Genomic DNA, 21,995 nt, shown 5'->3' with positions numbered 1-21,995 from the left:
ACTTTTTGCATGTTTACTTTTTCTACCATCCCGCATTCTGCTCATACAATCCCCTGCTGTAATTGATCTGGTTCAGCGGAATGGGCAGGTACTCATCCCTTCCCTTTCTGAAAGCGGCATCATTCAGATGGGCGGCCCGTTTTTTCTCTACTGTAAAATATTCATTAATATACGTTGCCGCAATACCCCAGCGTACCAGGTCAAAGAAATGATAGCCTTCGGTGGCAAATTCCAGGCGGCGTTCCCAGCGTAATGCCTGCCGGGCAAAATCCTGTGTCCAGGTACAGTTCACTCCCGGCTGATAGGTGGTCATGCCGTAATTGGCGCTGGGCGTGCCGTTGAACAGTTTCAGCATGGCCGTACTGGCTGCCGCGCGGCTGCGCAGCTGGTTGATCAGCGGCAGTGCTTCATCCTGGCGGCCAAGTTCTATCAGGGCTTCTGCCTTGAACAGCAGCACATCATCATAGCGGATAATGTCCCAGTTCTTGGAGCTGGACATGAAAGGCGGCACTTTCTGAAAAGAGGGATCATCCGGTGTAACCACTTCCTTCAAGCTGGCAAATGCATCGTATACTTCGGGTGCGCGTGCCCATGAGCGCTGGAATACAAAGCCCTGCGCATATTTATAGGGCTTGCCGGGTATTGCAACCGTATGATTTAAACGCGGGTCAAATGTATTGGTCTGGTAATCGCCAGCTGCAGCTACATCGTTATCATTATAGGTATTGAACATGGGCAGTCCGTCAGCCCCGGTTTTAAAGGCATTGATCAGGTCGTGGCTGGGTACATGAAAACCACAGCAGCCATACTCCTGGTTCATCGGGTAGTTCAGTGCATGGCCGTAGTCCAGCCGTCCTTTGGGCGTTCCGTCATCCCGGGAATATTGAATGGCAAACACGGATTCTTTACTGTTCTCATGCGAGGTAAGAAAATTATAGCCGTAATCGGTATTCAGTATGTAATAACCGGATTGGATAATTTCATCGCACAGGCTGTTCACTTCGGCCAGCTTGCCGGTATTGATGCGGGTTACACTGTTGTTCTCATCCTGCTCATAGGCCTGGTACAGCAATACTTTAGCCAGGTAAGCTTTGGCAGAGAGCTTATTGGCCCTGCCTGCCTGCGGTTGTTCCGCGGGCCCGGGCAGCTGTGCCGCTGCAGCACGGAAATCATCTGCGATCCTGCCCCAGAGTGAGTCATTAGACAGCGCCCTGTTGGAGATCGTTTCATAGGCTGTTTGGGGGATGGTCTCATCTATATAGGGCACATACTTGAAAAGGATCTTGGCCAGGAAATAAAAATGGCCCCGCAGGAAACGCATTTCACCCTGTCTTTTAGATTTATCGGGATAGGCGCCTTCATCCATTATTTCTATCCTGCGCAGGGCGTCATTGGCCCTGCCTATGCCAACATACAGGCGAAACCACAGCTCATCGGCCAGCCCGTTGTCAGACCTGTTCAGCGAGAAAGTTTCAAACAGGTGAAACTCGCTGATATCGCCGGGACCATCGCCGCCTTTATAGGCGTCCCCGCCGCGCACGCTGCCATAGGGCCACATACTGGTGTACGGAGAGGTGTAGTGATCATTGCCAAGAGAGGAGTATGCGGCAATCACCATTTTCTCCACGTTCTCTGGCGTGTTGAGATCATCGTCAGATACCACGCCCTGCGGCGTTTCATCCAATGCTTTTTTACAGGATAATAAGAGTAAAAAAGAAATCGCTAATAATATGACGTTTTTCATAACAGACGTGTTTGCATGATTAGAATGATACATTAAGCCCTGCGGTAACAATAGCCGGAATAGGGAAAGCATTGTCCGGTGTTTCCGGATCTGCGGCAGTAAAGCCCTTGCTCTTGAAGGTGAGCAGGTTGCTGCCCTGGATATATACCCGCGCGTTCTGCACTTTGCCGTTGCCGAAGAGATGTTTGAAACGATACCCCAGCTGTATGTTACGCAGCTTGAGATAAGAACCGTTCTCGTAGAAGTAGGTGGATGTTCGGCCCTCGTTGTTCCTGTTCACCAGTGTGAGCGCAGGGATAGTGGAGCTGGAATTTTCCGGCGTCCAGGCGCTCAGTGTTCTTTCTCCCCAGTTGCTGCCTACCCAGAGGGAAGAGAAATCAGTAAAGGTCTTGAATGTATTATTCACATCGATACCCTGTACACCCTGGAAGAAGAAGCTGAGGTCAAAGTTCTTATAGTTCAGCTCTACGTTCATCCCGTACAGGAAATCAGGATTACCATCGGCAATAAAGTCGCGATCCTTGTCATCGATCACCTTATCGTTATTCAGATCGCGGTACCTGATCCTCCCCAGTCCTTTACCTACCTGCGCCGGTGATTCATCCAGCTCCTGCTGTGAGGTGAAAAGACCATCGGCCACATATCCGAATACGGAATTGATGGACCGTCCCAATATGGTTTTATCGGTACCATTACCGGGGTAGGAGGTAAGCACCTGGGTGGGTAAACTGGTTACCTCGTTGCGATAGGAAGAGAAATTACCGGTTAGGGTAAAGCCCAGTTCACGGGTTACATTGCCGGTGTAGGTGAGGATCACCTCAATGCCTTTGTTCTGCATGGATGCGCCGTTGAACCAGTAGTTGCCGCCTTCACCCTGTACGGCCAGGTAACCTGGACTGATCAGGATATCAGACGTCTTTTTGATAAAGTAATCTACAGAGCCGGAGAGCTTATTGTTGAACAGACCGAAGTCCACCCCCATATTGATTTCTTTTGTGCCTTCCCATTTCAGTGAGTCGTTGCCCTGCTGTATACGGGTAAAACCCGATGGGAGCTGTCCGGTTCCGTTGCCGTCTATATCATAAGCGCTGCCATTGTCAAACGTCCAGGTAGGATCCACGCCATAAATGGCGGCATACAGGGCATAGGTAGCGTTGTTGGCAATTTCCTGGTTGCCTGATTTACCCCATCCAAACCTGAATTTCAGATCAGAGATCAGCTGCTGCCGTTTCATGAATGCTTCCTCGCTTACGCGCCATCCCAGGGAAAAGGCGGGGAACATACCATAACGGTTCTCTTTACCGAATCGGGAAGAGCCATCGCGGCGTAAGGTAACAGAAGCCAGGTAACGGTTATCATATACGTAGTTCACTTTTCCGAAGTAGGAAAGCAGTGCATAACCGGTGCCGCTGCCGCCATTGTCTTTGTTGGTAGAGCCGGCATCCAGGTAGGCATAATCGATGTTCTCCAGCGCATAGCCCTGGCGGGATGCAGAGAAGCTCTGGTTCAGGTACCTGATGTATTCATGTCCCACCAGGGCGTCAAAGCGGTGTTTGCCCAGGTCCAGCTTATAGTCCAGTGTGTTCTGCCACAGGTAGTTGCCGTCATAGATCTGCTGGGTAGCTGTCTGGTTGGAAGGATCAGACAGGAAACCCGATGTATAGGATTTACGTAAGGTGCGCTGATAGCTGCCATTGAAATCCACACCCACACTGGTGCGGAAATGCAGGTTAGGCAGCGGATACACATCTGCATACACGTTCCCGAACACGCGGTAGAAATGACTGGTATTTTGTTTATTGTCCTCGATCAGGCGTACAGGATTGTGGCGGTCTGTCATGCCGGGCGCCGGACCGCCCCAGCCGCCATCCACCGTATGCACCGGTACTACGGGCTGTTGCACCAGTGAGGTGAACATCACATCGCTGATCGGTATCAGCCGGTTACGTATATACGATACGTTGAGGTTCTCGCCGATCTTCAGTTTACCGTTCAGGAAATTATAATCCGTATTCAGCCTGGCGGTCAGTTTCTTGTTGTTAGACTCCTTTACAATGCCTTTGTTATCATAGTAACCCAGCGAGAACAGGGTAGTACCCCGTTCACTGCCGCTGCTGAGGGAAATATTGTATTGCTGAATGATGGATGTTTGCGCTATCTCATCATACCAGTAAGTATTGGCGGGCCGCATGGTTTTGGCCGCGTCTATGAACCCGGGATAGATGATCCTATTCAGCACAGGGTGATCAAAATCGCCGTTCCAGTCGTACTGGTAGATCTGGTTGTTATTAGGATTGGTACGGTCGTTCACAGCGGCCTGCCAGTAGGCTTTGCCGCGGCCATCTGCGTCCAGCGTTTTTTGCTTTTTGGTATAGAACTGTACGGAGGTGGAGGCGTCCACATCTATCCTGGTAAAACCTTTGCGTCCTCTTTTGGTGGTGACGATGATAACGCCGTTGGCTGCACGCGATCCGTAGATGGTGGCAGAAGATGCGTCTTTCAGCACCTGTATGGTGGCAATATCATCGGGATTCAGTTCCTGCAGACCGCGTTTGGTGGGCACACCGTCAATCACATACAGGGGATCGTTATTACCCAGGGTGCCGATGCCGCGCACCCGTACTGTGGCCTCGCCCGAAGGTGCACCGTTACTGGTAATGAACACGCCCGGTACACGTCCCTGCAGGGCCTTTACCGGGTTGCCCAGCGGGATGTCTTTGATGGCGTTTACATCCACTACAGACACGGCCCCGGTAAGGTCTGCCTTTTTCTGTGTCTGGTAGCCGGTTACTACCACGGCTTCCAGGTTGCTGGCATCTCTTTCCATTTCAAGCTGGATGTTGCCGCTGGATGGCACGCTGGCGGTAGCTTTTTTCATGCCTGTATAAGAGAAGGAGATCGTTTCTCCAGGTGCAGCGGTAATGGAAAACCTGCCTGCGCTGTCGGTAATGGCCGACTGGTTACCGGCTTGTATGGTAACACCCGGTAAAGGGATCTGAGTGCTTTTTTCGGTGACCGTTCCGGTCACCTTTTTCTGTTGTGCAACACTGCTGAAACCAATCAACAGGATGGCCAGCATAAGTAGACAATCTTTCATAGCAACGTGGATTTTAAGAAGGTTGATGTTCAGTTTCGTTGATGTCATAATCCGGGCAAGCGCCTTTATACGTAGTAATGGTGGCCGCCAGTCTGTTGGCAAAATCCAGCATGGTACGGGGATCGGACTTTTTAATGAGCATGGCGATGGTGGCCGCCAGGAAAGCGTCGCCGCTGCCCACTGTATCCGTCACAGGTACCTGGTACCCCGGATGCCGGTGCAACTGGCCTTCCATGTTCAGTATGGCCCCATGTGCGCCCCTGGTAATAAGAATAGTGGATAGGTGGAAGCGGTCCTGCACCAGCTGTATACGGTCTTCCATGCGTTGGTAGCGGGCAAACCAGCCGGTGACCAGCTCCAGTTCATCTGCATTCATTTTAAGGATGTGGGCCTTTCCCAGCAGGTCTTCTATCAGTGAGCGGCTGTAATGCGGCGCCCGCAGGTTGATGTCCAGCACACGGGTGTTGGCCGCTTCCAGCAGTGCAAACAGCGTATTGCGGGAGGTGTGGTTGCGGGCGGCCAGGCTGCCGCATATAAAGTAAGGACTGGCTTCCACCACCGCGGCAGCAGTGGCATCATGCACAATATGATCCCAGGCTGCAGGCGAAACAATATCATACTGCATGTCGCCCCGCGCATCCTGCTGCGCATGTACAATGCCGGTGGGCAGGTCATAGTCCAGCTGTATGTAGTTGGTGCAAACGCCTTTCCCCTCCAGGATATCCAGCAGTTTGCGCCCCCGTTCATCAATGCCTATGCGGGTGATCATGGCCGGATGGCAGCCCAGCTTATGCAGGTGGTATGCCACATTCATGGGCGCCCCGCCGGGCTGGGGGCCGGAAGGCAGCAGGTCCCACAACAGCTCTCCGTAACATACGGCAAGGTGTGATTGTATCGATGGATGGTTCATATGAAGCTTTTAGCAGTTAGCGGTTGGCTTTTGGCATTGGCAAAAGCGTTAGGTGTTCAGCGTTAGGCGTGTAGCCTTCAGCGTTCAACTTTCAGTGCCAGTTGTTCCAGCGATTTGCCTTTCGTTTCCGGCATCACTTTCCATACAAACAGCAGCTGCAGCACCATCATGATACAGAAGAACAGGAAGGTGTGGCCCCCGCCCAGGTGTTCTGCCACTATCGGGAAGGAGAAGGCCACCACGGCGGCCATTACCCAGTGGGTGAGGCTGCCCAGCGTCTGCCCCTGGGCCCTTACCTGGTTGGGGAAGATCTCTGAAATAAATACCCAGATCACGGCGCCCTGTGAAAAGGCAAAGAAGGCAATGTATACCAGGAGGGAAACGGTAACGGCTATACCCCCCAGGTCATTGGTGTAAAAAGCACGGGATACCAGTCCCAGTGTAGTGATCAGTCCCAGTGACCCTATCAGCATCAGTGTTCTGCGCCCGATGCGGTCAATGAAATTGATGGCCACCAGGGTGAACACGAAGTTCACAAAGCCGATGCCCACACTCGACAGCAGGGAGGATTGCTTACCCAGTCCCGTCATCTCAAATATGCGGGGCGCATAATAAATAATGGCGTTGATGCCGGACACCTGGTTGAACACGGCAAAGGTCACGGCCAGGAATACCGGGAAACGGTGCTTGCGCGAAAAGAGCGATTCACCGGCGGTGTGCCGGTTGCTGTGCAGATCGTTCCGGATAGCGGCTATTTCCGCTTCGTAATCATCCGGGTTGATGATCTGCATGGTGGCAGCAGCCGCCGTGATATTGCCTTTCTTTACGATCAGCCAGCGCGGGCTCTCCGGCACTAAGCTTAGCAGCACCAGGAAAAGGGCAGAGGGCACTACCTGCACACCCAGCATCCAGCGCCAGGCGTTCTCGCCGTCCTGCCCGATGAGGTAATTGGACAGATAGGAAACGAGGATACCCAGCACAATGTTGAACTGGAACAAAGCCACCAGCTTACCCCTTGAACGGGCGGGCGATATCTCCGAGATATAGATAGGTGCGGTTACCGAGGAGGCGCCTACGCCAATGCCTCCCATAAAACGGAACAGCAGGAATACCCACCAGCTGGTAGCCAGCGCAGTACCCAGGGAGGCCAGCAGGTAAAGGGCCGCTATCCCCGTTAAAGTCTTTTTCCTGCCCAGCCTTTCAGAAGGAATACTGCCCAGCAGGGATCCCAGGATGGTGCCTACCAGGGCAATAGATACCGTGAGGCCATGCTGAAAAGGATCCAGCTGCCAGTACTGCTGGATAGATTGTTCTGCCCCGGAAATAACTGCTGTATCAAAGCCGAAAAGAAAACCGCCTAGCGCTACCACTATGCTCCAGAAGAAGACTTTTTTCATCATAACGTGAATGGATTTATCGCCAAACTATTGTAATGGTATCCAAATGCGCTATGCCTCCGTTTCAATCACTTTCAAAATTGTATCATCTGGTAATAAAACACTATACGTTAATAGTCAGTATAAAAAGCATCGGTTTATTTTGTAATTTTAAAAGCGCCTTTCAAATTTGTACCAGGGTTTTCCAGTTTAGTATCATTACTATGCCACGTTATTGTATACAGCTGCCAGTTATTTTATGGATCCTGCTGGCCTTTGGGGCCGGCTGCCGTCCTTCTCCTCCCGTTAAACATTACCGGATCGGTTTTTCGCAGTGCGGCGATGCTGACCACTGGCGTAAATCCATGCTGGCGGAAATGCGGCGGGAGCTGTCTTTCTACCCCGGTATTGAACTGATCTACAAACAGGCAGATGATAACAGCAATGTGCAGGTACGCCAGGTAAAAGAGCTGCTGGCGCAGGATATTGACCTGCTGATCATTTCCCCCAATGAGGCGCGTCCGCTTACCCCCGTGGTAGAGGAGGCCTATAACAGCGGTATACCCGTTATCGTGGTAGACCGTAAGATCGCTTCTGCTAAATACACCAACTATATAGGGGCGGATAATCACCAGCTGGGACAGATGGCCGGAGAATATGTGGCAGGTCTTTTAAAAGGCCACGGAAACGTGATAGAAGTAACCGGGTTGCCGGCATCATCCCCTGCTATTGAAAGAACACAGGGCTTTAAGGAAGCGATTGCCCGGCATCCCGGTATCCGCATTCTCAGCACCGTGCGTGGCAACTGGGTGCAGCACAAAGCAGAGGAGGCCCTGGATCATATTGCCGCAACACTGACCCGGGCCGATCTTGTTTTTGCCCATAATGATGTAATGGCCCGCGGCACCCGTGAGGCCAGTCAGCGCGCCGGTGCAGCGCATATTAAGGTGATCGGGGTGGATGCGCTGCCGGGTAAGGGCGCCGGACTGGAAATGGTGGCCACGCGCACCTTAACCGCTTCCATGCTGTACCCCACCGGCGGTACGGAAGCCATCCGCAATGCCATCAGCATCCTGCAGCATAAGGCGCTGCCAAAGGAAACCTTCCTGCAAACACTGGTGGTGGACAGCACCAACGTGCGCATGATGCAGCTGCAAACCAACAAGATCATGGCGCAGCAGCAGGATATAGAGCGGCAGCAACAGATGCTGGCGGAACAGATCAGGGTGTATAACAGCCAGCGTACCATGCTCTATATACTGGGTATCACGCTGTGTGCTGCCATTGTTTTTGCCGGACTCCTTTTATACTCCCGCCATCTTAACCGGCGGATTAACCGGCAGCTGGCTTTGCAGAATGAAGAGATCAGCCGCCAGAGCCTTCAGCTGATAGAGATGAGCGCCGCCACCGCAAAGGCCAATGAAGCCCGTATCAATTTCTTCACCAATATCTCCCACGAGTTCCGCACACCATTAACGCTGATCATCACACCGCTGGAAGAGCTGCTGCACCGCTCCCGCCTGCAGGGGGCCGAACGCCAGCAGCTGTCTATCATCCGCCGCAATGCCATCCGCCTGCTGCAGCTGGTGAACCAGCTGATAGACTTCCGCAAACTGGAGTTCAATAAAATGCAGGTGAAGGCGGCAGCGCATGACCTGGTGCTTTTTACGGGCGATATCATCGAATCTTTTCAACCCACGGCACGGCAGCGCAGTATAGACTGCCGCATGATCACCACGGAAAGAAGCCTGCCGGTGTGGATAGACGCCGGTATGATGGATAAAGTGCTGTTTAACCTCCTGTCTAACGCTTTCAAATTTACACCGGATAACGGTACGATACTGGTGCGGCTGGAAAAGAAGGAGCAGTGCGCGGTTATCAGCGTGGAAGATACGGGTATCGGTATGACGCGTGAAGTGCTGGAACATGCTTTTGATATTTTCTACCAGGGCGGTTATGACAGCCATAAAGGCTCCGGACTTGGCCTGGCGCTCTGTAAAGAGCTGGTCAACCTGCATCATGGCACTATCACCGCTGCCAGTGAGCCGCACAAAGGCGCTGTCTTTACCGTATCCATCCCCCTGGGCAAACAGCACTTTGCACCCGAAGAACTCTGCCTGCCAACCGGTACCCCTGAGCTGCCGGAAACAGAACAACGCTACACCGCCGATCTGCTTCCCCTTGCGGGGGAAGAAACCACCTGCGCTGGTCCGCAGCAGGAAAAGGGCGTATTGCTGCTGGTAGAAGATAATCCCGAACTGCGCAGCTTTTTAAAGCTCCGTTTATCTGATGCCTACGAGATACTGGAAGCAGACAACGGACAAAAAGGCCTGCAGCTGGCTTTTGAATACCTGCCGGACGCTATTATCTGCGATGTGATGATGCCTGTAAAAGATGGTAACGCACTATTGAAAGAGATCAAGGCAGATGTGCGTACGGCGCATATTCCCGTAATCCTGCTCACGGCAAAGTCGGCCCCTGAGCAGCAGGTAGAAGGCTGGCAGAATAAAGCAGACGCCTACCTCACCAAACCTTTTGATTTCCAGGTGCTGCTGCATACTTTAACCAGCCTGCTGGCCAACCGGAGTCATTTGAAGGAACACTTCACGGCAGCCATGCCGCCGGCATTACGCACCACGGTATCCCGCAGGAACGATCTGCATTTTGTATCCACGTTCACCGCCATTGTTGAAAATAACATTGGTAATGAGGACTTTTCTATCGAGGATATTTATAAGCAGATGAACATCTCCAAGGTGCAGTTATATCGTAAGGTAAAAGCGCTGATGGGGGTCAATATCAATGAATACATCCTCGATACCCGTATCCGCAAAGCCAGGTATTACCTGCAGCATGAGGATCTGTCAGTTGCGGAAGTGGCTTATAAAACAGGCTTTTCATCGCCCGCATATTTCTCCACCGTATTTAAAAGTAAGCTGGGTATTTCGCCCACAACGTTCAAGGGTAAACGGTAATTTTTCGTTATATTCGTTTAAACACTCCCCGCTATGAAAATAGGTATTATAGGTTCAGGCGCGGTAGGCCAGACCCTGGGCGCTGCATTCCTGGCAGAAGGGCATGAAGTACTGATGGGCACCCGCGATACAGACAAGAAAGAAGTGAGAAAGTGGAAGCAGGAAAACGCCCGCGGACAGGCAGGCAGCTTTGAAGCGGCTGCACAATTTGGTGAGATACTGGTACTGGCGGTAGCCGGCAGTGCGGCAGCATCCGCTATTCAGCAGGCAGGCGCTTCCCATTTTGACAATAAGATTGTGATCGATACCACCAACCCCATAGCAGGAGTATCCCCCGAACACGGTGTGCTGAAATTCTTTACAGACCTGAATGAGTCGCTGATGGAAAAGACCCGCCGCCTCATTCCCCAGGCCCGGATGGTAAAAGCATTCAATACCGTTGGTAATTCCCAGATGTATAAGCCCGATCTGCCGGGCGGCCCGCCTACCATGTTCATCTGCGGTGATGATGAAGCTGCCAAGGCTACCGTCAGCCTGCTGCTGGCCGATTTTGGCTGGGAAACAGCTGATATGGGCCTCGCAGTGGCAGCCAGGGCCATAGAGCCGCTGTGCATGCTGTGGTGTATACCCGGCTTTCTGCATAACCAGTGGTCACATGCATTCAAGCTGCTGAAGCCGTGACCACCGGCTGTTCTGCTCCATTACTTCCCTGCTTTTTCCAGTAAAGGCCGCGGGTCAAATATCGCCCTGATCGTGCTGATCTTTCCGTTCACCAGCTGGTACCAGCCTGTTCCCAATAGCTTTTGCCCGTCCAGCACAATCTCGTATAACAGGCACGCCTGGTCGCTTTCACCAATCGCCTCCCTGATGGTATACTTTATCTTCATCCGCTCCATATCGTCAAAATAAGCTTTTGCGCCTTCGCGTGTGCCCATCACACCAATGAAAGCAAGATCATCATTCGCATATGTTCTTGCAGTGTCAAACGCTTCTTCATTCAGTGCTTTGATAAATGCCAATACGGTTTCTTTTGCGGTCTGCTGTGCCATTGTGCTTTGTTTTTAATTGTCGGTGAATAAAGGTTTGTTTATTGACCGCAAAGATCATTCTATACCTTCAGATCCGGCTGTGACGAATGTCACAAAATAACAAGGCAGGGTACAATGATTCAGCGTTTGGCCCGTATGCGGCTCAGCGTTTCCCTGGCAAGGCCCAGGTAGGAGGAGAGCTGTGTGAGTGAGACCCTTTGCAGTATTTCCGGGAAGTGGGCCGTCATATAAGCATACCGTTCTGTTGCATTCATTATTTTAAACATGGCCGCATGCTTTTCCTGTTTGGCGGCAATACGCTGCAGGCATTTCCTGCCCAGCGTTTCAATCTCCGTACTTTGTGCGGCGGCTTCGAATAAGCGGCGCTTATCAAATCTTACTACGCTGAGGTTTTCACAGGCCTGAATAGAAAATACGGAAGGTACGCCCTGGCCAAAGCTGTTAATGCTGGTAGCGATCTCGTTCTCGAAAAAGAAATCAGTATTGATTTCCTGCCCGTCTTTATCATAAAATGCACGGCAGTAACCCCGGCTGATAAAGAACAATGCATCGCATACCTGGCCGGTTTTCAGCAGGTAATCATTCTTTTTGTATGCCAGCTCGCTGAGCGCCGGCTGCAACAGTTCCCAGCCTCTGGCAGAAAGGCCGCTAAGGCCATCAATAAATGTAGATAGTGCGTGCATGCTTTTAATCGGGGAATCGGCTTAAAACAGCTAATTTACAGTATGCTTTCTGAATAAATAAAATCCACGATATGAAGACGCATTGCCTGGTTTCAGCCTTCCTGCTGCTGAGCAGCTTTTCAGGCGGAGCAGTGGTGAAAGATATCCACTCTCCTGATAAAAGGATCAAAGTACATATTGACATCGGCAAAGGCATTTTCTATTCCGTAGCCTTCAGGGGGCAAAACCTGCTGCGCCCTTCACAGGTAGCCCTGCAGATAGCCGGCATGCCCGCTGACCTTGCGGTTAAGCAGGTCACCAGCCGGGCAGTGAATGAAGTGATCACTTCCCCCGTGCCCGAAAAAAGAAAGCGGATCCCTGATGTGTATAATGAAGTCACCATCCGTTTTCGCCGTCCCTTCAGCATTACCTTTCGTGTGTATAACGATGGGGTAGCCTGGCGCTTCAGCACACATGCAAAAGATTCCCTCACTATCCGCGATGAAACCGCGCAATTCAATTTTACCGATGCTTATCCTGTATATTATCCTGAGGTGGTGAAGCGGGAAAATGCAGACAGCTTTCATACCAGTTTTGAAGAACCGTATCAGCATAAAACACTGGACAGCCTTACGACGAACACCCTTTGTTTTACACCGGTACTGGTAGCTGTTCCCAACGGCCCGCGTGTTGCTGTTACAGAATCTGACCTGGAAGATTATCCCGGTATGTTCCTTACGGGTGGTCAGCACGCCCTGCAGGGTAAATTTGCGCCCTATCCGCTGGAAGAAGAAGTAACAGGCGGTGAGTTTCCCCAGCTGGTAGTTACCAAACGGGCAGACTTCCTGGCCCGTACTGCCGGCAGCCGCACCTTTCCGTGGCGGGTATTGCTGATAGCAGCACAGGATAGTGAGCTGCCCGTTAACGACCTGGTATACCGCCTGGCTTCCCCTTCCCGGCTGCAGGATGTGTCCTGGATCGGGCCCGGTAAAGGCACGGATGAATGGATCATCGGCATCAATCTTTTCAATGTTCCTTTCAGATCAGGGATCAATACCGCCACCTACAAATACTATGTCGACTTTGCAAAGCGCTTTGGCTTCAACCGCATTATGATGGATGCAGGCTGGAGTGATTACAAAGATCTTTTTAAGATCAATCCCGCTTTAGATATGGAAGAGATTGCCGCCTATGCAAAAGCGCGCAATATCAGACTCAGTATGTGGACGCTTGCCATGACGCTGGACCAACAGCTGGAGCCTGCCCTGCAGCAGTTCAATAAATGGGGGGCTGATTTTATCATGACGGATTTTATAGATCGCGATGATCAGCGCATGGTGAACTTTACTCATCGTATTGCAGCCGCCTGTGCGAAGCACCGTATCATGATCATGTTCCATGGCGCACCTAAGCCCGCTGGCTTTAACCGCACCTGGCCCCATGCCGTAACGCGGGAAGGCGTACTGGGTTCAGAGTACAATATCTGGAGCAACAAAGCCACACCGGAGCATGATGTGCTGCTGCCCTTCATCCGCATGGTAGCCGGACCAATGGATTACGAGCCGGGCATCCTGGATAATGCCACCGAAAAAACCTTTCGCCCCATTGGCGATAAGGTAATGTCGCAAGGCACCCGTTGCCACCAGGGCGCTATGTTCATCGTGTATGACAGTCCCATGCAGATTTTTTCAGGTAACCCCTCGCAGGCCCTTACAGCGCCCGCTTTCATGGAGCTGCTGGGTAGTATACCTACTGTGTGGGACACTACGCTGGTGATCACGGCCGCATTGGGAGACTATATTGTTACCGCCCGTAAAAAGCAGGATGAATGGTTTGTCGGAGCCATGACAGACTGGACCCCGAGAGATCTTACTATTCCCCTGTCTTTCCTGGACGAGGGCGCTTATGAAGCAACGATCTGTGAAGACGGTATCAATGCAGACCGCTATCCCTCAGATTACCGAATGGATACCTTGCAGCTGGTGAACAAAGATTCGCTGCGTATTCACCTGGCCCCGGGTGGCGGTTATATGGCGCGGTTCAGGAAGCGGCATTAATGGCAGCAGTGACCTGCCGGTAAGCCTTCAGGTATTTATTCAGGCGTGGCACATCTGCTGCTGTGACCTCCGGCATGCGCCGCAGGTCCATATTATCGGTAAGATCATTCAGCTTTACCTGGCAGGCTAAGGGGTTGGGCAGTATGCGTGCGGTGAAATGATCATAATCTTCGTCGGGAGATAATTTTGTAACACAGCGCAAGGCTTCCAGTATCCTGTCGCTAAACCCTTCCGCCGCCAGCTGCTCAAATGTCCAGTCCGTATCTTCCACCACATCATGCAGTACACCGCAGATCTTTTCCTCTTCCGTTTTTCCCATGTTCATTACGCGGGTCACATGACCCAGGTAAGGCGCACCATACTTATCAGTCTGGTCTTTATGCGCCGCAAAGGCTATTTCAATGGCTTTTTGGAGTGTCATATCGTAAATATACCCCAAAACGCTATTTTTATTGATATTATGTCAGATTGACAATAAAATAGTCCATCATCCAGTTATATTTTCCATTGCGTACGCGGCACACTGTTGATAAATTTGTATACGCATATCCTTTTCCATCTTAGCACATAGTTGATCAACCACAGAGATTCCACATTATGAAAAAAACCAAGTTACTGATAGCCCTTACAGGCATCTTATGCGCCGGTATTTTTTCTTCGCATGCGCAGCAAAAGCTTCCCCTGGCGGGAGCATGGCATTTTAAGATTGATAGTACAGATACAGGCCTGGAGGAACAATGGTACCGGCAAACTTTGAAAGACCCGGTAAAACTGCCCGGCAGTATGCAGGCACAGGGCTATGGAAATGATCCATCTGTCCGCACACCCTGGATCGGTGATAAGAGCGAGCTGTTCCTGCAACAGGAAAAATACGCGCCTTACCGCAGTGATGACAATTATAAATTTCCCTTCTGGCTTACACCGGTTAAATATTACACCGGTCCCGCCTGGTATCAGCGGGAAGTCAACATTCCTGCCAGCTGGAAAGATCGGCATATCACCTTAACGCTGGAGCGTTGTCACTGGAGCACTACGGTGTTTGTAGACGATCAGGCGGCGGGGGCAGACAGCAGCCTGGCCACCCCGCATGTATACGACCTCAGCGCCCTGCTCACGCCGGGTAAACATATGCTCACTATCCGGGTAGACAACCGCTATCTGGTGGATGTAGGCGTGAATGCACACAGCATCAGCGATCATACCCAGGGCACCTGGAATGGTATTGCCGGCGATATCTCCCTTGAAGCAGGCAGCCCGGTATTCATCAAACAGGTGCAGGTGTTCCCCGATGTAAAAGCCAAGACAGCTACCGTGAAAATCCGGCTGGGGCATATTACTTCACAGGCGCCCGCAGGAAAGCTGACCCTGCGTGCGCAATTGCCAGGTAAAGCCGCACTGCCGCCGCTCACGCAACGCTTTACTGCAGCAGACAGCCTTGTGATAGTACAGTATTCCATGGGCGATGATCCGCAGCAGTGGGATGAGTTTCACCGGCAGCTGTACCAGCTGGCTGTTCAGCTGCAGACAGACGGCAGCCAGTACAAGGATGAACGTACCATCCGTTTCGGTATGCGTAGCATCAGCGCCAGGGGCGATAAGATCTTTGTGAATGATCGTCCCGTCTTTTTACGCGGTACACTGGAATGCGCCATCTTCCCGCTTACGGGCTATCCTCCTGCAGACACGGCTTCCTGGGGCCGCATCTTCCGCATTCTGCAGGCGCATGGCCTCAACCATATGCGCTTCCATTCCTGGTGTCCGCCCGAAGCTGCTTTTACCGCTGCGGATCATGCGGGGATCTATTTGTCCGTAGAAGTAGACGCCTGGGCCCGGGTAGGAGATGGTAAACCGGTAGACCGTTTCCTGTATGATGAAAGCAGGCGCATCGTAGCGGCTTATGGCAACCATCCTTCTTTCTGCATGCTGGTGCCTTCCAACGAACCCCATGGTGATAAAAAGCGCGATCCTTATCTCGGCGCCTTTGTGCAATACTGGCAACAGCAGGACAATCGCCGCCTGTACAGCGCAGGTTCGGGTTGGCCGCTCATCGCACAGAACGATTACCACATCACACCTGATCCGCGTATACAGGGCTGGGGCGAAGAGCTGAAAAGCGTGATCAATGCACAACCGCCTAACACCCTGTTTGATTTTAAAGAGAAGATGAAGCAGCTGCCCGCAGCCGGTAAACCCATAGTGGCGCATGAAATAGGGCAGTGGTGCGTATATCCCGATTTTACAGAGATAAAAAAATACACCGGTTTACTGCAGGCCCGCAACTTTGAGATCTTCCGCGACTTCATGAAAAAAGAACAGCTGCTGCCACAGGCGCATGACTTTTTCATGGCCTCCGGCAAGCTGCAGGCGCTGTGCTATAAAGCAGACATTGAAGCAGGTATGCGCAGCAATTATGCAGGTTACCAGCTGCTGGACCTGCACGATTTTCCCGGGCAGGGCACCGCGCTGGTGGGCATCCTGGATCCTTTCTGGAACAGCAAACCTTACTTTACACCGGCGGCATTTCACCGCTTTGCTTCCGCCACGGTGCCGCTGGCGCTGATACCGAAATTTACCTGGAAGAACAGCGAAACGTTCACCGCAAAAGTACAGGTGTCGCATTTCGGGAAAGAACGCCGGCAGCATACACCCCTGCGCTGGCGTATAACCGGAAAGGATAAACGCGTACTGGCCACCGGTACCCTGCATGCTGATCTCGACTTTCGTACCGATAACCCCGCCGGTGATATTGCTTTCAATCTTTCCCGGGTAAAGGCCCCGGAAAAACTGCACCTGGAAATAAGCGCCGGCAGCCTGGGCGTGAACGACTGGGACTTTTGGGTGTATCCCGACAAAGTGAACACCGCCCCTGCGCAGGTGATAATAACGGAAACGCTTACACCGCAAGTACAGGATCAGCTGCAGCACGGCGCCTCCGTACTGCTGCTGCTCAATGGAAAGATAAGATCGGGTAAGGGCAGGGAAGTGAAGACCGGCATGTCTGCCGTATTCTGGAACACCGAATGGACCAGCGGCCAGGGGCCGCATACTTTAGGCATCCTTTGCAAACCTGCTAACCCTTTGTTCAAAACCTTCCCTACGGAGTATCACAGCAACTGGCAATGGTGGGACCTGCTGCATACGGCGCAGGCGATGGACCTGCACGGATTTCCGGCATCACTTACACCGGCCGTGCAGCTGATAGACACCTGGTTCGACGCCAGGAAACTGGCCCTGCTGTTTGAAGCACGGGTAGGTAAAGGAAAGATCATGGTCAGCTCCATGGATCTTACGCATGACCTGGAGCATCGCCTTGCTGCACGGCAGCTGTACAGCAGCCTGCTATCCTACATGGAGGGAAAGGATTTTACACCGGATGTAGCACTGGATATAAAGGCCATACAGGCTTTGTATGAATAGACGTTTTCGCCCGCTTTAGATTTCTTCACTATTAAACCCACTTCTATGCAACGAAGAATGAACAGGTCATGCAACCTTATCTGCATGCTGTTGCTATGCCTGCTATGCACATCCCGGCTCCCTGCACAATCGGGATCAGTGGTGACAGGCACCGTAACAGATTCCGCCAGTACGCCATTGCCTGGCGTAAGCATTACAGAGAAAGGAAAAACAACGGGCACGGTTACCGGGCCCGATGGAAGGTACAGGATAAGCGTGAGCAACCCCAATGCAACATTAGTGTTCACATTCATCGGTTATCAGCCGCAGGAGGTGCCCCTCAACGGCCGTGCCGCCGCTAACGTACAGCTGCAGCAGGGCTCCAGACAACTGGGAGAACTGGTAGTGGTGGGTTATGGCACGATCCGCAAATCAGATCTTACAGGCGCCGTTGCTTCCGTGAAGGCCGGCGACCTGGTGACCGCCGGTATGAATAACGTGTCCAAAGCATTGCAGGGCAAGATCGCCGGTGTACAGATCGAGTCTGCCGGCGGCGATCCCGGCTCCGGTACCCGCGTACTGGTAAGAGGGGTAGGCACCCTGAATAACAACAGTCCCCTGTACATCGTAGATGGGGTGCAGGTCACCGGTATCAACAACCTCATGCCTTCAGACATTGCTTCCATTGAGGTGCTGAAAGACGCCTCTGCCGCAGCCATCTATGGTTCCCGCGCCGCCAATGGCGTGGTGCTGGTGACCACCCGCTCAGGCGCCGGAGGCAAAACAGCGATCAGCTTTAACGCTTATTATGGCGTACAGCAACTGGCCCGTAAAATGGATGTGCTCAATGCCAGCGAGTGGGCCCGGGTAAGCAATGCCGCCCATGACGCCGCCGGTGTGCCCCGCCTGGATATTGCCCGCAATCCTGATTCCCTGGGCGCGGGTACCGACTGGCAGGATGAAGTGTACCGTACGGCGCCCATACAGAGCTATGAGCTCAATGTAAGCGGCGGCGGTGAGAATGGCAACTACAGTATCTCCGGTGGCTATTTTAACCAGGAAGGAATTGTAAAAGTAACCGGTTATAACCGCCTTAATCTGCGCATCAAATCTGAAACCACCAAAGGACGTTTTAAGATAGGCGAAACCGTTATCATCTCGCGGGAGAAGACCATTACCATGCCCGGCGGCTGGGGCGGACAAGGCGGCAACCCCGTAGGGTCTGCCGTGAAGATGATCCCCGTTTTCCAGGTGTATGATCCCGGCGCACAGGGCGGTTATGCAGGCGCTTACGGCCCTGTGGTGAATGTAGCAAATCCCATGGCGCAGCTTAACCTGGAAAGCATCTGGAACAGGTATACCAATGTGATCACCAATGCGTATGCAGAGGTGTCATTGTTCAAAGGACTGACCTATAAGTTTAACCTGGGGTATATCTACACCGGCGGACAGGCATTTGATTATGCGCAGCGTTATAAAGTAGGAGAGCTGTTTGCACATGCTACCAACGATCTCTGGGAAAGACGCGATGAACGCAATTTTGTAATGGGAGAAAATACCCTGAACTACAGCAATACTTTCGGCAAACACCGGCTGCAGGTGTTGGCGGGTTATGCTTCGCAGGTAAGCCGCTTCCGTACAGACTCTGCCTCCGTGCAGGATCTGCCGGACGGCGTAAAAGTACTGGACGCCGGCGCGGGGGTACGCAGCAGCGGTGGTTACGAGCTGCAGAGCGGCCTGCTGTCTATATTAGGCAGGGTGGTATATTCTTATGATGATCGTTACCTGCTTACGGCCAGCTTCCGCCGTGATGGTTCTTCGCGTTTTTCTCCGGCACACCGGTATGGCAACTTTCCTTCCATCGCATTGGGCTGGAACATTGGCAACGAGGAGTTCTTTAAACCGCTCAGTAAGACCATCAGCCAGCTGAAGCTGAGAACCAGCTACGGTATACTGGGTAACCAGGAAATGGCCGACTACCAGTACATTGCCACCATCGCCACCAATCTTAACTACGTAACCGGTGTGGATCAGTCTAAATGGTACGGCGCTATTCAGCGTGCGCTGGTAGATCCCAATATCAAATGGGAAAATACTTCTACCTTCAACGTTGGTGTAGATGCAGGTTTCTTTGACAACAAACTTACCTTAACGGCAGATTACTACATCAAGCATACTACAGACATTCTCATGAACCTGCCCATTCCAGGCTCTGTAGGCGTTACCTCAGACCCGGTAATGAATGCAGGCGCCATCTACAACAGGGGCCTTGAAATAGCCGCTGCCTACAACGGGCGCCTGGGCGAACTTTCTTATGGGGTAAACGCCACCTTTGCATTAGACAGGAATAAAGTGGATAAGCTGCTGGGCGGCCTGCCGCTTTATGGCGGTCAGCCTACACATCACGGATCATCTACCACCACTACCCGGGAAGGCGGTTCGGTGGGCGCTTTCTACCTGATCAAAACAGATGGCATCTTCAATTCGCAGGAAGAGATAGAGGCGTACCGGGATAAGGATGGCGATCTGATACAACCCAATGCATCGCCCGGGGATATCCGTTTTGTAGACGCCAATGGAGACGGTATCATTTCTGATGAAGATAAACAGTATTGTGGCAGCGCCTTCCCTAAATTTTCTTATGGCTTAGGCTTCAATGCCCGCTGGAAAGGTTTTGACCTGAATATGTTCTTCCAGGGCACTGTCGGCAACAAGATCTACAACGGTCTGCGGATGGACCTGGACGGTATGAACCTGGAGTTCAATTATTCCAAGGCAACACTGAACGCCTGGACACCGGAGCGCCACACGGATTTTCCGCGTGCGGTGATCGATGATCCCAACTATAACACCCGGGTGTCTGACCGCTTCCTGGAAAGCGGTACCTACCTCCGCATGCGTTCCCTGCAGCTGGGGTATGCACTGCCTGGAGCATTGCTGCGCAGGGTAGGGGTGGATGGTCTCCGCGCCTATGTGAGCTTTGATAACCTGTTCACCATTACGGGGTACGACGGCTACAACCCGGATATTGGCCGCGGTTCGTCTATCCTTGACCGTGGGGTGGACTTTGGTCACGTAGAATACCCGCTGACCCGCACGGCTACCATTGGTGTACAACTTAATTTCTAACACACGCAAAGCGCTATTTATGAAACGATATATCATATATGCATGCCTGTTGGCACTGCTGTTCACGGCCTGCAGCAAAGACTTCCTCGAAAAGAAGAACCCGAACGCGGTAGCGGTGGACGATTTCTGGAAAACAGAAGCCGATGTGCTGGCAGCCCTTGGCTCTACCTATAACCTGCTGCGTAATGTAAACACCGGCTACTGGGGTGTACGGGGTGTGGAGCTGTCTAACGGCAGGGGAGACGATTTCTTTATCCGCAATGATGTAAAGGACCTCTACTCCCTTTCCACTTTTACCAATAACCCCGACAACGGTGTGCTGAACAGCCTCTGGGAAGGATCTTACCAGGCTATTTTCAGGGCCAACCAGATACTGGAACGTACAGATGGTATTGCCGCTGTCAGCGACGAGAACAAGAAACAATACAAGGCAGAAGCACGCTTTCTGCGCGCGCTCAATTACTTTATACTGGTCACTAACTTCGGGGATGTGCCTATCCGTTTAACCATACCGGCGGGTACGGAAGAATATCCCATCGCCAAATCTCCGGAAGCGGAGGTGTGGAAGCAGATAGAGGAAGACCTGGGCGCCGCCGTAACAGACCTGCCGGTGAAATGGCCTGCAGAGTGGACTGGCCGCGCTACCAAAGGCGCTGCGCTTGGCTACCTGGGCAAGGCTTACCTGTATCAAAAACAGTGGGCAAAAGCAGCAGCAGCTTTTCAGCAGCTGATGGGCGCGCCTTACGCTTATAACCTTACCGCCAGTTACGAAGACAATTTCACCGCTACCCGTGAAAACAATGAAGAATCCGTGTTCGAGATACAGGTGCAGGATGTGGGCGGCGCCAACCCATGGGCTACTTCCGGTCCGGCGGAATCTATCGGCGTTACCACCGCGCAGGAGTTTGCCCCTTCACTGGTATCCGGCTGGTTTGAGGCATATCCTACCAATAAGGTGCTCAACGAGTTTAAGAAAGAGCTGACCACCACAGGCGATTTTGATCCGCGTATGTACGCCACCCTGGTATGGCAGGGCCAGGAGGGCACTTTTTATAAGCAGCCCATCTCCCGGTTTTTCCCTACGGAGTATTCCTTTACGTCCCGCTTCAAAAAATACCAGAACTGGCAGAATGAAAATGAGCTGCGGGGCAGCGGTGGCGGTAACTATTCATCCAACATCAACGAGCGGGCCTTACGCTTTGCAGACATCCTGCTGATGTATGCCGAAGCGCTCACCATGCAGGGCCGCCCTGCGGAGGCCTATGCCCCGGTAAAACGCATCCGCGACCGCGCACAACTGGCCGCGCTGCCTGCCGGCTATACGCAGGAGCAGATGATGGCGGAGATCCGCCACCAGCGCATGATAGAATTCTGCCGCGAAGGCCTGCGCTTTTACGACCTGAAACGCTGGGGACTGCTGCAACAGGAGCTTACCAACAGCGATAAGGTGGGCAGGAATTTTTATGTACCTGAAAAGCATGATTATTACCCCATTCCGCAACAGGAGATCGATGCGAATGGCCAGATGAAACAGAACCCGCTCTGGTAAAAAACAGGAGGCTGTATCTTACTTTTGATACAGCCTCTTTTTGCTGAAATG

The 21,995-nt window shown here is 52.3% G+C and carries 13 protein-coding genes; 6 read left to right on the top strand and 7 right to left on the bottom strand.

Translation table 11 applies throughout. From position 1 onward, the window contains the following. Positions 1 to 22 precede the first annotated feature (22 nt). The 4 genes from Q0577_RS21365 to Q0577_RS21350 form a co-directional block, all read right to left on the bottom strand. Positions 23 to 1,744 carry a RagB/SusD family nutrient uptake outer membrane protein gene (locus Q0577_RS21365; protein ID WP_298739987.1) on the bottom strand — a complete coding sequence of 574 codons (1,722 nt, stop codon included), beginning with the start codon at positions 1,742 to 1,744 and terminating at the stop codon, positions 23 to 25. Between the two features lie 19 nt (positions 1,745 to 1,763). After that, positions 1,764 to 4,841 carry a TonB-dependent receptor gene (locus Q0577_RS21360; RefSeq protein WP_298739985.1) on the bottom strand — a complete coding sequence of 1,026 codons (3,078 nt, stop codon included), beginning with the start codon at positions 4,839 to 4,841 and terminating at the stop codon, positions 1,764 to 1,766. Between the two features lie 13 nt (positions 4,842 to 4,854). After that, a complete protein-coding gene (locus Q0577_RS21355) occupies positions 4,855 to 5,751 on the bottom strand; it encodes a carbohydrate kinase (RefSeq protein WP_298739983.1) in 897 nt (298 codons plus the stop codon). A gap of 77 nt (positions 5,752 to 5,828) precedes the next feature. Further along, positions 5,829 to 7,151, bottom strand: a complete 1,323-nt coding sequence (locus tag Q0577_RS21350) for a sugar porter family MFS transporter (protein WP_298739981.1) — start codon at positions 7,149 to 7,151, stop codon at positions 5,829 to 5,831. Between the two features lie 200 nt (positions 7,152 to 7,351). Here Q0577_RS21350 and Q0577_RS21345 point away from each other — a divergent pair, with 200 nt between their 5' ends. Both Q0577_RS21345 and Q0577_RS21340 read left to right on the top strand, forming a co-directional pair. Next, positions 7,352 to 10,102, top strand: coding sequence for a substrate-binding domain-containing protein (locus Q0577_RS21345; protein WP_298739978.1), 2,751 nt, complete (start codon positions 7,352 to 7,354; stop codon positions 10,100 to 10,102). A 33-nt stretch (positions 10,103 to 10,135) separates the two neighbouring features. Further along, positions 10,136 to 10,783 carry an NAD(P)-binding domain-containing protein gene (locus tag Q0577_RS21340; protein ID WP_298739976.1) on the top strand — a complete coding sequence of 216 codons (648 nt, stop codon included), beginning with the start codon at positions 10,136 to 10,138 and terminating at the stop codon, positions 10,781 to 10,783. 20 nt (positions 10,784 to 10,803) lie between these two features. On the opposite strand, the gene Q0577_RS21335 is transcribed toward Q0577_RS21340, so the two are convergent. Continuing rightward, positions 10,804 to 11,151 carry a nuclear transport factor 2 family protein gene (locus tag Q0577_RS21335; protein ID WP_298739974.1) on the bottom strand — a complete coding sequence of 116 codons (348 nt, stop codon included), beginning with the start codon at positions 11,149 to 11,151 and terminating at the stop codon, positions 10,804 to 10,806. A 119-nt stretch (positions 11,152 to 11,270) separates the two neighbouring features. Further along, entirely contained in the window at positions 11,271 to 11,834 is a 564-nt protein-coding gene (locus Q0577_RS21330) for a Crp/Fnr family transcriptional regulator (RefSeq protein WP_298739972.1), read from the bottom strand. Between the two features lie 71 nt (positions 11,835 to 11,905). On the opposite strand from Q0577_RS21330, the gene Q0577_RS21325 reads away from it, so the two are divergent. Then, positions 11,906 to 13,870: a glycoside hydrolase family 97 protein gene (locus tag Q0577_RS21325; protein ID WP_298739970.1), complete on the top strand. Its 1,965-nt coding sequence runs from the start codon at positions 11,906 to 11,908 to the stop codon at positions 13,868 to 13,870. Here the strand turns inward: Q0577_RS21325 and Q0577_RS21320 are convergent. Then, complete coding sequence (locus Q0577_RS21320; protein ID WP_298739968.1) at positions 13,854 to 14,291, bottom strand: phosphohydrolase; 438 nt, start codon at positions 14,289 to 14,291, stop codon at positions 13,854 to 13,856. The two genes, Q0577_RS21325 and Q0577_RS21320, sit on opposite strands and share 17 nt — an antisense overlap. A gap of 176 nt (positions 14,292 to 14,467) precedes the next feature. Here Q0577_RS21320 and Q0577_RS21315 point away from each other — a divergent pair, with 176 nt between their 5' ends. From Q0577_RS21315 to Q0577_RS21305, 3 genes are read left to right on the top strand one after another with little or no spacing between them, the layout of a single operon-like run. Then, positions 14,468 to 17,287: a sugar-binding domain-containing protein gene (locus tag Q0577_RS21315; RefSeq protein ID WP_298739966.1), complete on the top strand. Its 2,820-nt coding sequence runs from the start codon at positions 14,468 to 14,470 to the stop codon at positions 17,285 to 17,287. Between the two features lie 45 nt (positions 17,288 to 17,332). Then, on the top strand, positions 17,333 to 20,395 hold the full coding sequence (locus Q0577_RS21310) for a TonB-dependent receptor (protein WP_298739964.1): 3,063 nt from the start codon (positions 17,333 to 17,335) through the stop codon (positions 20,393 to 20,395). Between the two features lie 19 nt (positions 20,396 to 20,414). Next, positions 20,415 to 21,944: a RagB/SusD family nutrient uptake outer membrane protein gene (locus Q0577_RS21305; protein WP_298739963.1), complete on the top strand. Its 1,530-nt coding sequence runs from the start codon at positions 20,415 to 20,417 to the stop codon at positions 21,942 to 21,944. The last annotated feature ends 51 nt before the right edge of the window (positions 21,945 to 21,995 follow it).

This window comes from uncultured Chitinophaga sp., assembly GCF_937898475.1.
Classification (GTDB): domain Bacteria; phylum Bacteroidota; class Bacteroidia; order Chitinophagales; family Chitinophagaceae; genus Chitinophaga.
Note: the sequence above shows the minus strand (reverse complement) of the source record. Positions and strands in the feature narration are given on the sequence as shown.

Bases quoted from the DNA above. Each gene is read 5' to 3' on its own strand.
- Q0577_RS21320 (WP_298739968.1), bottom strand. From the start codon at position 14,291: ATGACACTCCAAAAAGCCATTGAAATAGCCTTTGCGGCGCATAAAGAC.
- Q0577_RS21310 (WP_298739964.1), top strand. From the start codon at position 17,333: ATGCAACGAAGAATGAACAGGTCATGCAACCTTATCTGCATGCTGTTG.
- Q0577_RS21340 (WP_298739976.1), top strand. From the start codon at position 10,136: ATGAAAATAGGTATTATAGGTTCAGGCGCGGTAGGCCAGACCCTGGGC.
- Q0577_RS21325 (WP_298739970.1), top strand. From the start codon at position 11,906: ATGAAGACGCATTGCCTGGTTTCAGCCTTCCTGCTGCTGAGCAGCTTT.
- Q0577_RS21350 (WP_298739981.1), bottom strand. From the start codon at position 7,151: ATGATGAAAAAAGTCTTCTTCTGGAGCATAGTGGTAGCGCTAGGCGGT.
- Q0577_RS21305 (WP_298739963.1), top strand. From the start codon at position 20,415: ATGAAACGATATATCATATATGCATGCCTGTTGGCACTGCTGTTCACG.
- Q0577_RS21360 (WP_298739985.1), bottom strand. From the start codon at position 4,841: ATGAAAGATTGTCTACTTATGCTGGCCATCCTGTTGATTGGTTTCAGC.
- Q0577_RS21355 (WP_298739983.1), bottom strand. From the start codon at position 5,751: ATGAACCATCCATCGATACAATCACACCTTGCCGTATGTTACGGAGAG.
- Q0577_RS21345 (WP_298739978.1), top strand. From the start codon at position 7,352: ATGCCACGTTATTGTATACAGCTGCCAGTTATTTTATGGATCCTGCTG.
- Q0577_RS21335 (WP_298739974.1), bottom strand. From the start codon at position 11,151: ATGGCACAGCAGACCGCAAAAGAAACCGTATTGGCATTTATCAAAGCA.
- Q0577_RS21330 (WP_298739972.1), bottom strand. From the start codon at position 11,834: ATGCACGCACTATCTACATTTATTGATGGCCTTAGCGGCCTTTCTGCC.
- Q0577_RS21315 (WP_298739966.1), top strand. From the start codon at position 14,468: ATGAAAAAAACCAAGTTACTGATAGCCCTTACAGGCATCTTATGCGCC.
- Q0577_RS21365 (WP_298739987.1), bottom strand. From the start codon at position 1,744: ATGAAAAACGTCATATTATTAGCGATTTCTTTTTTACTCTTATTATCC.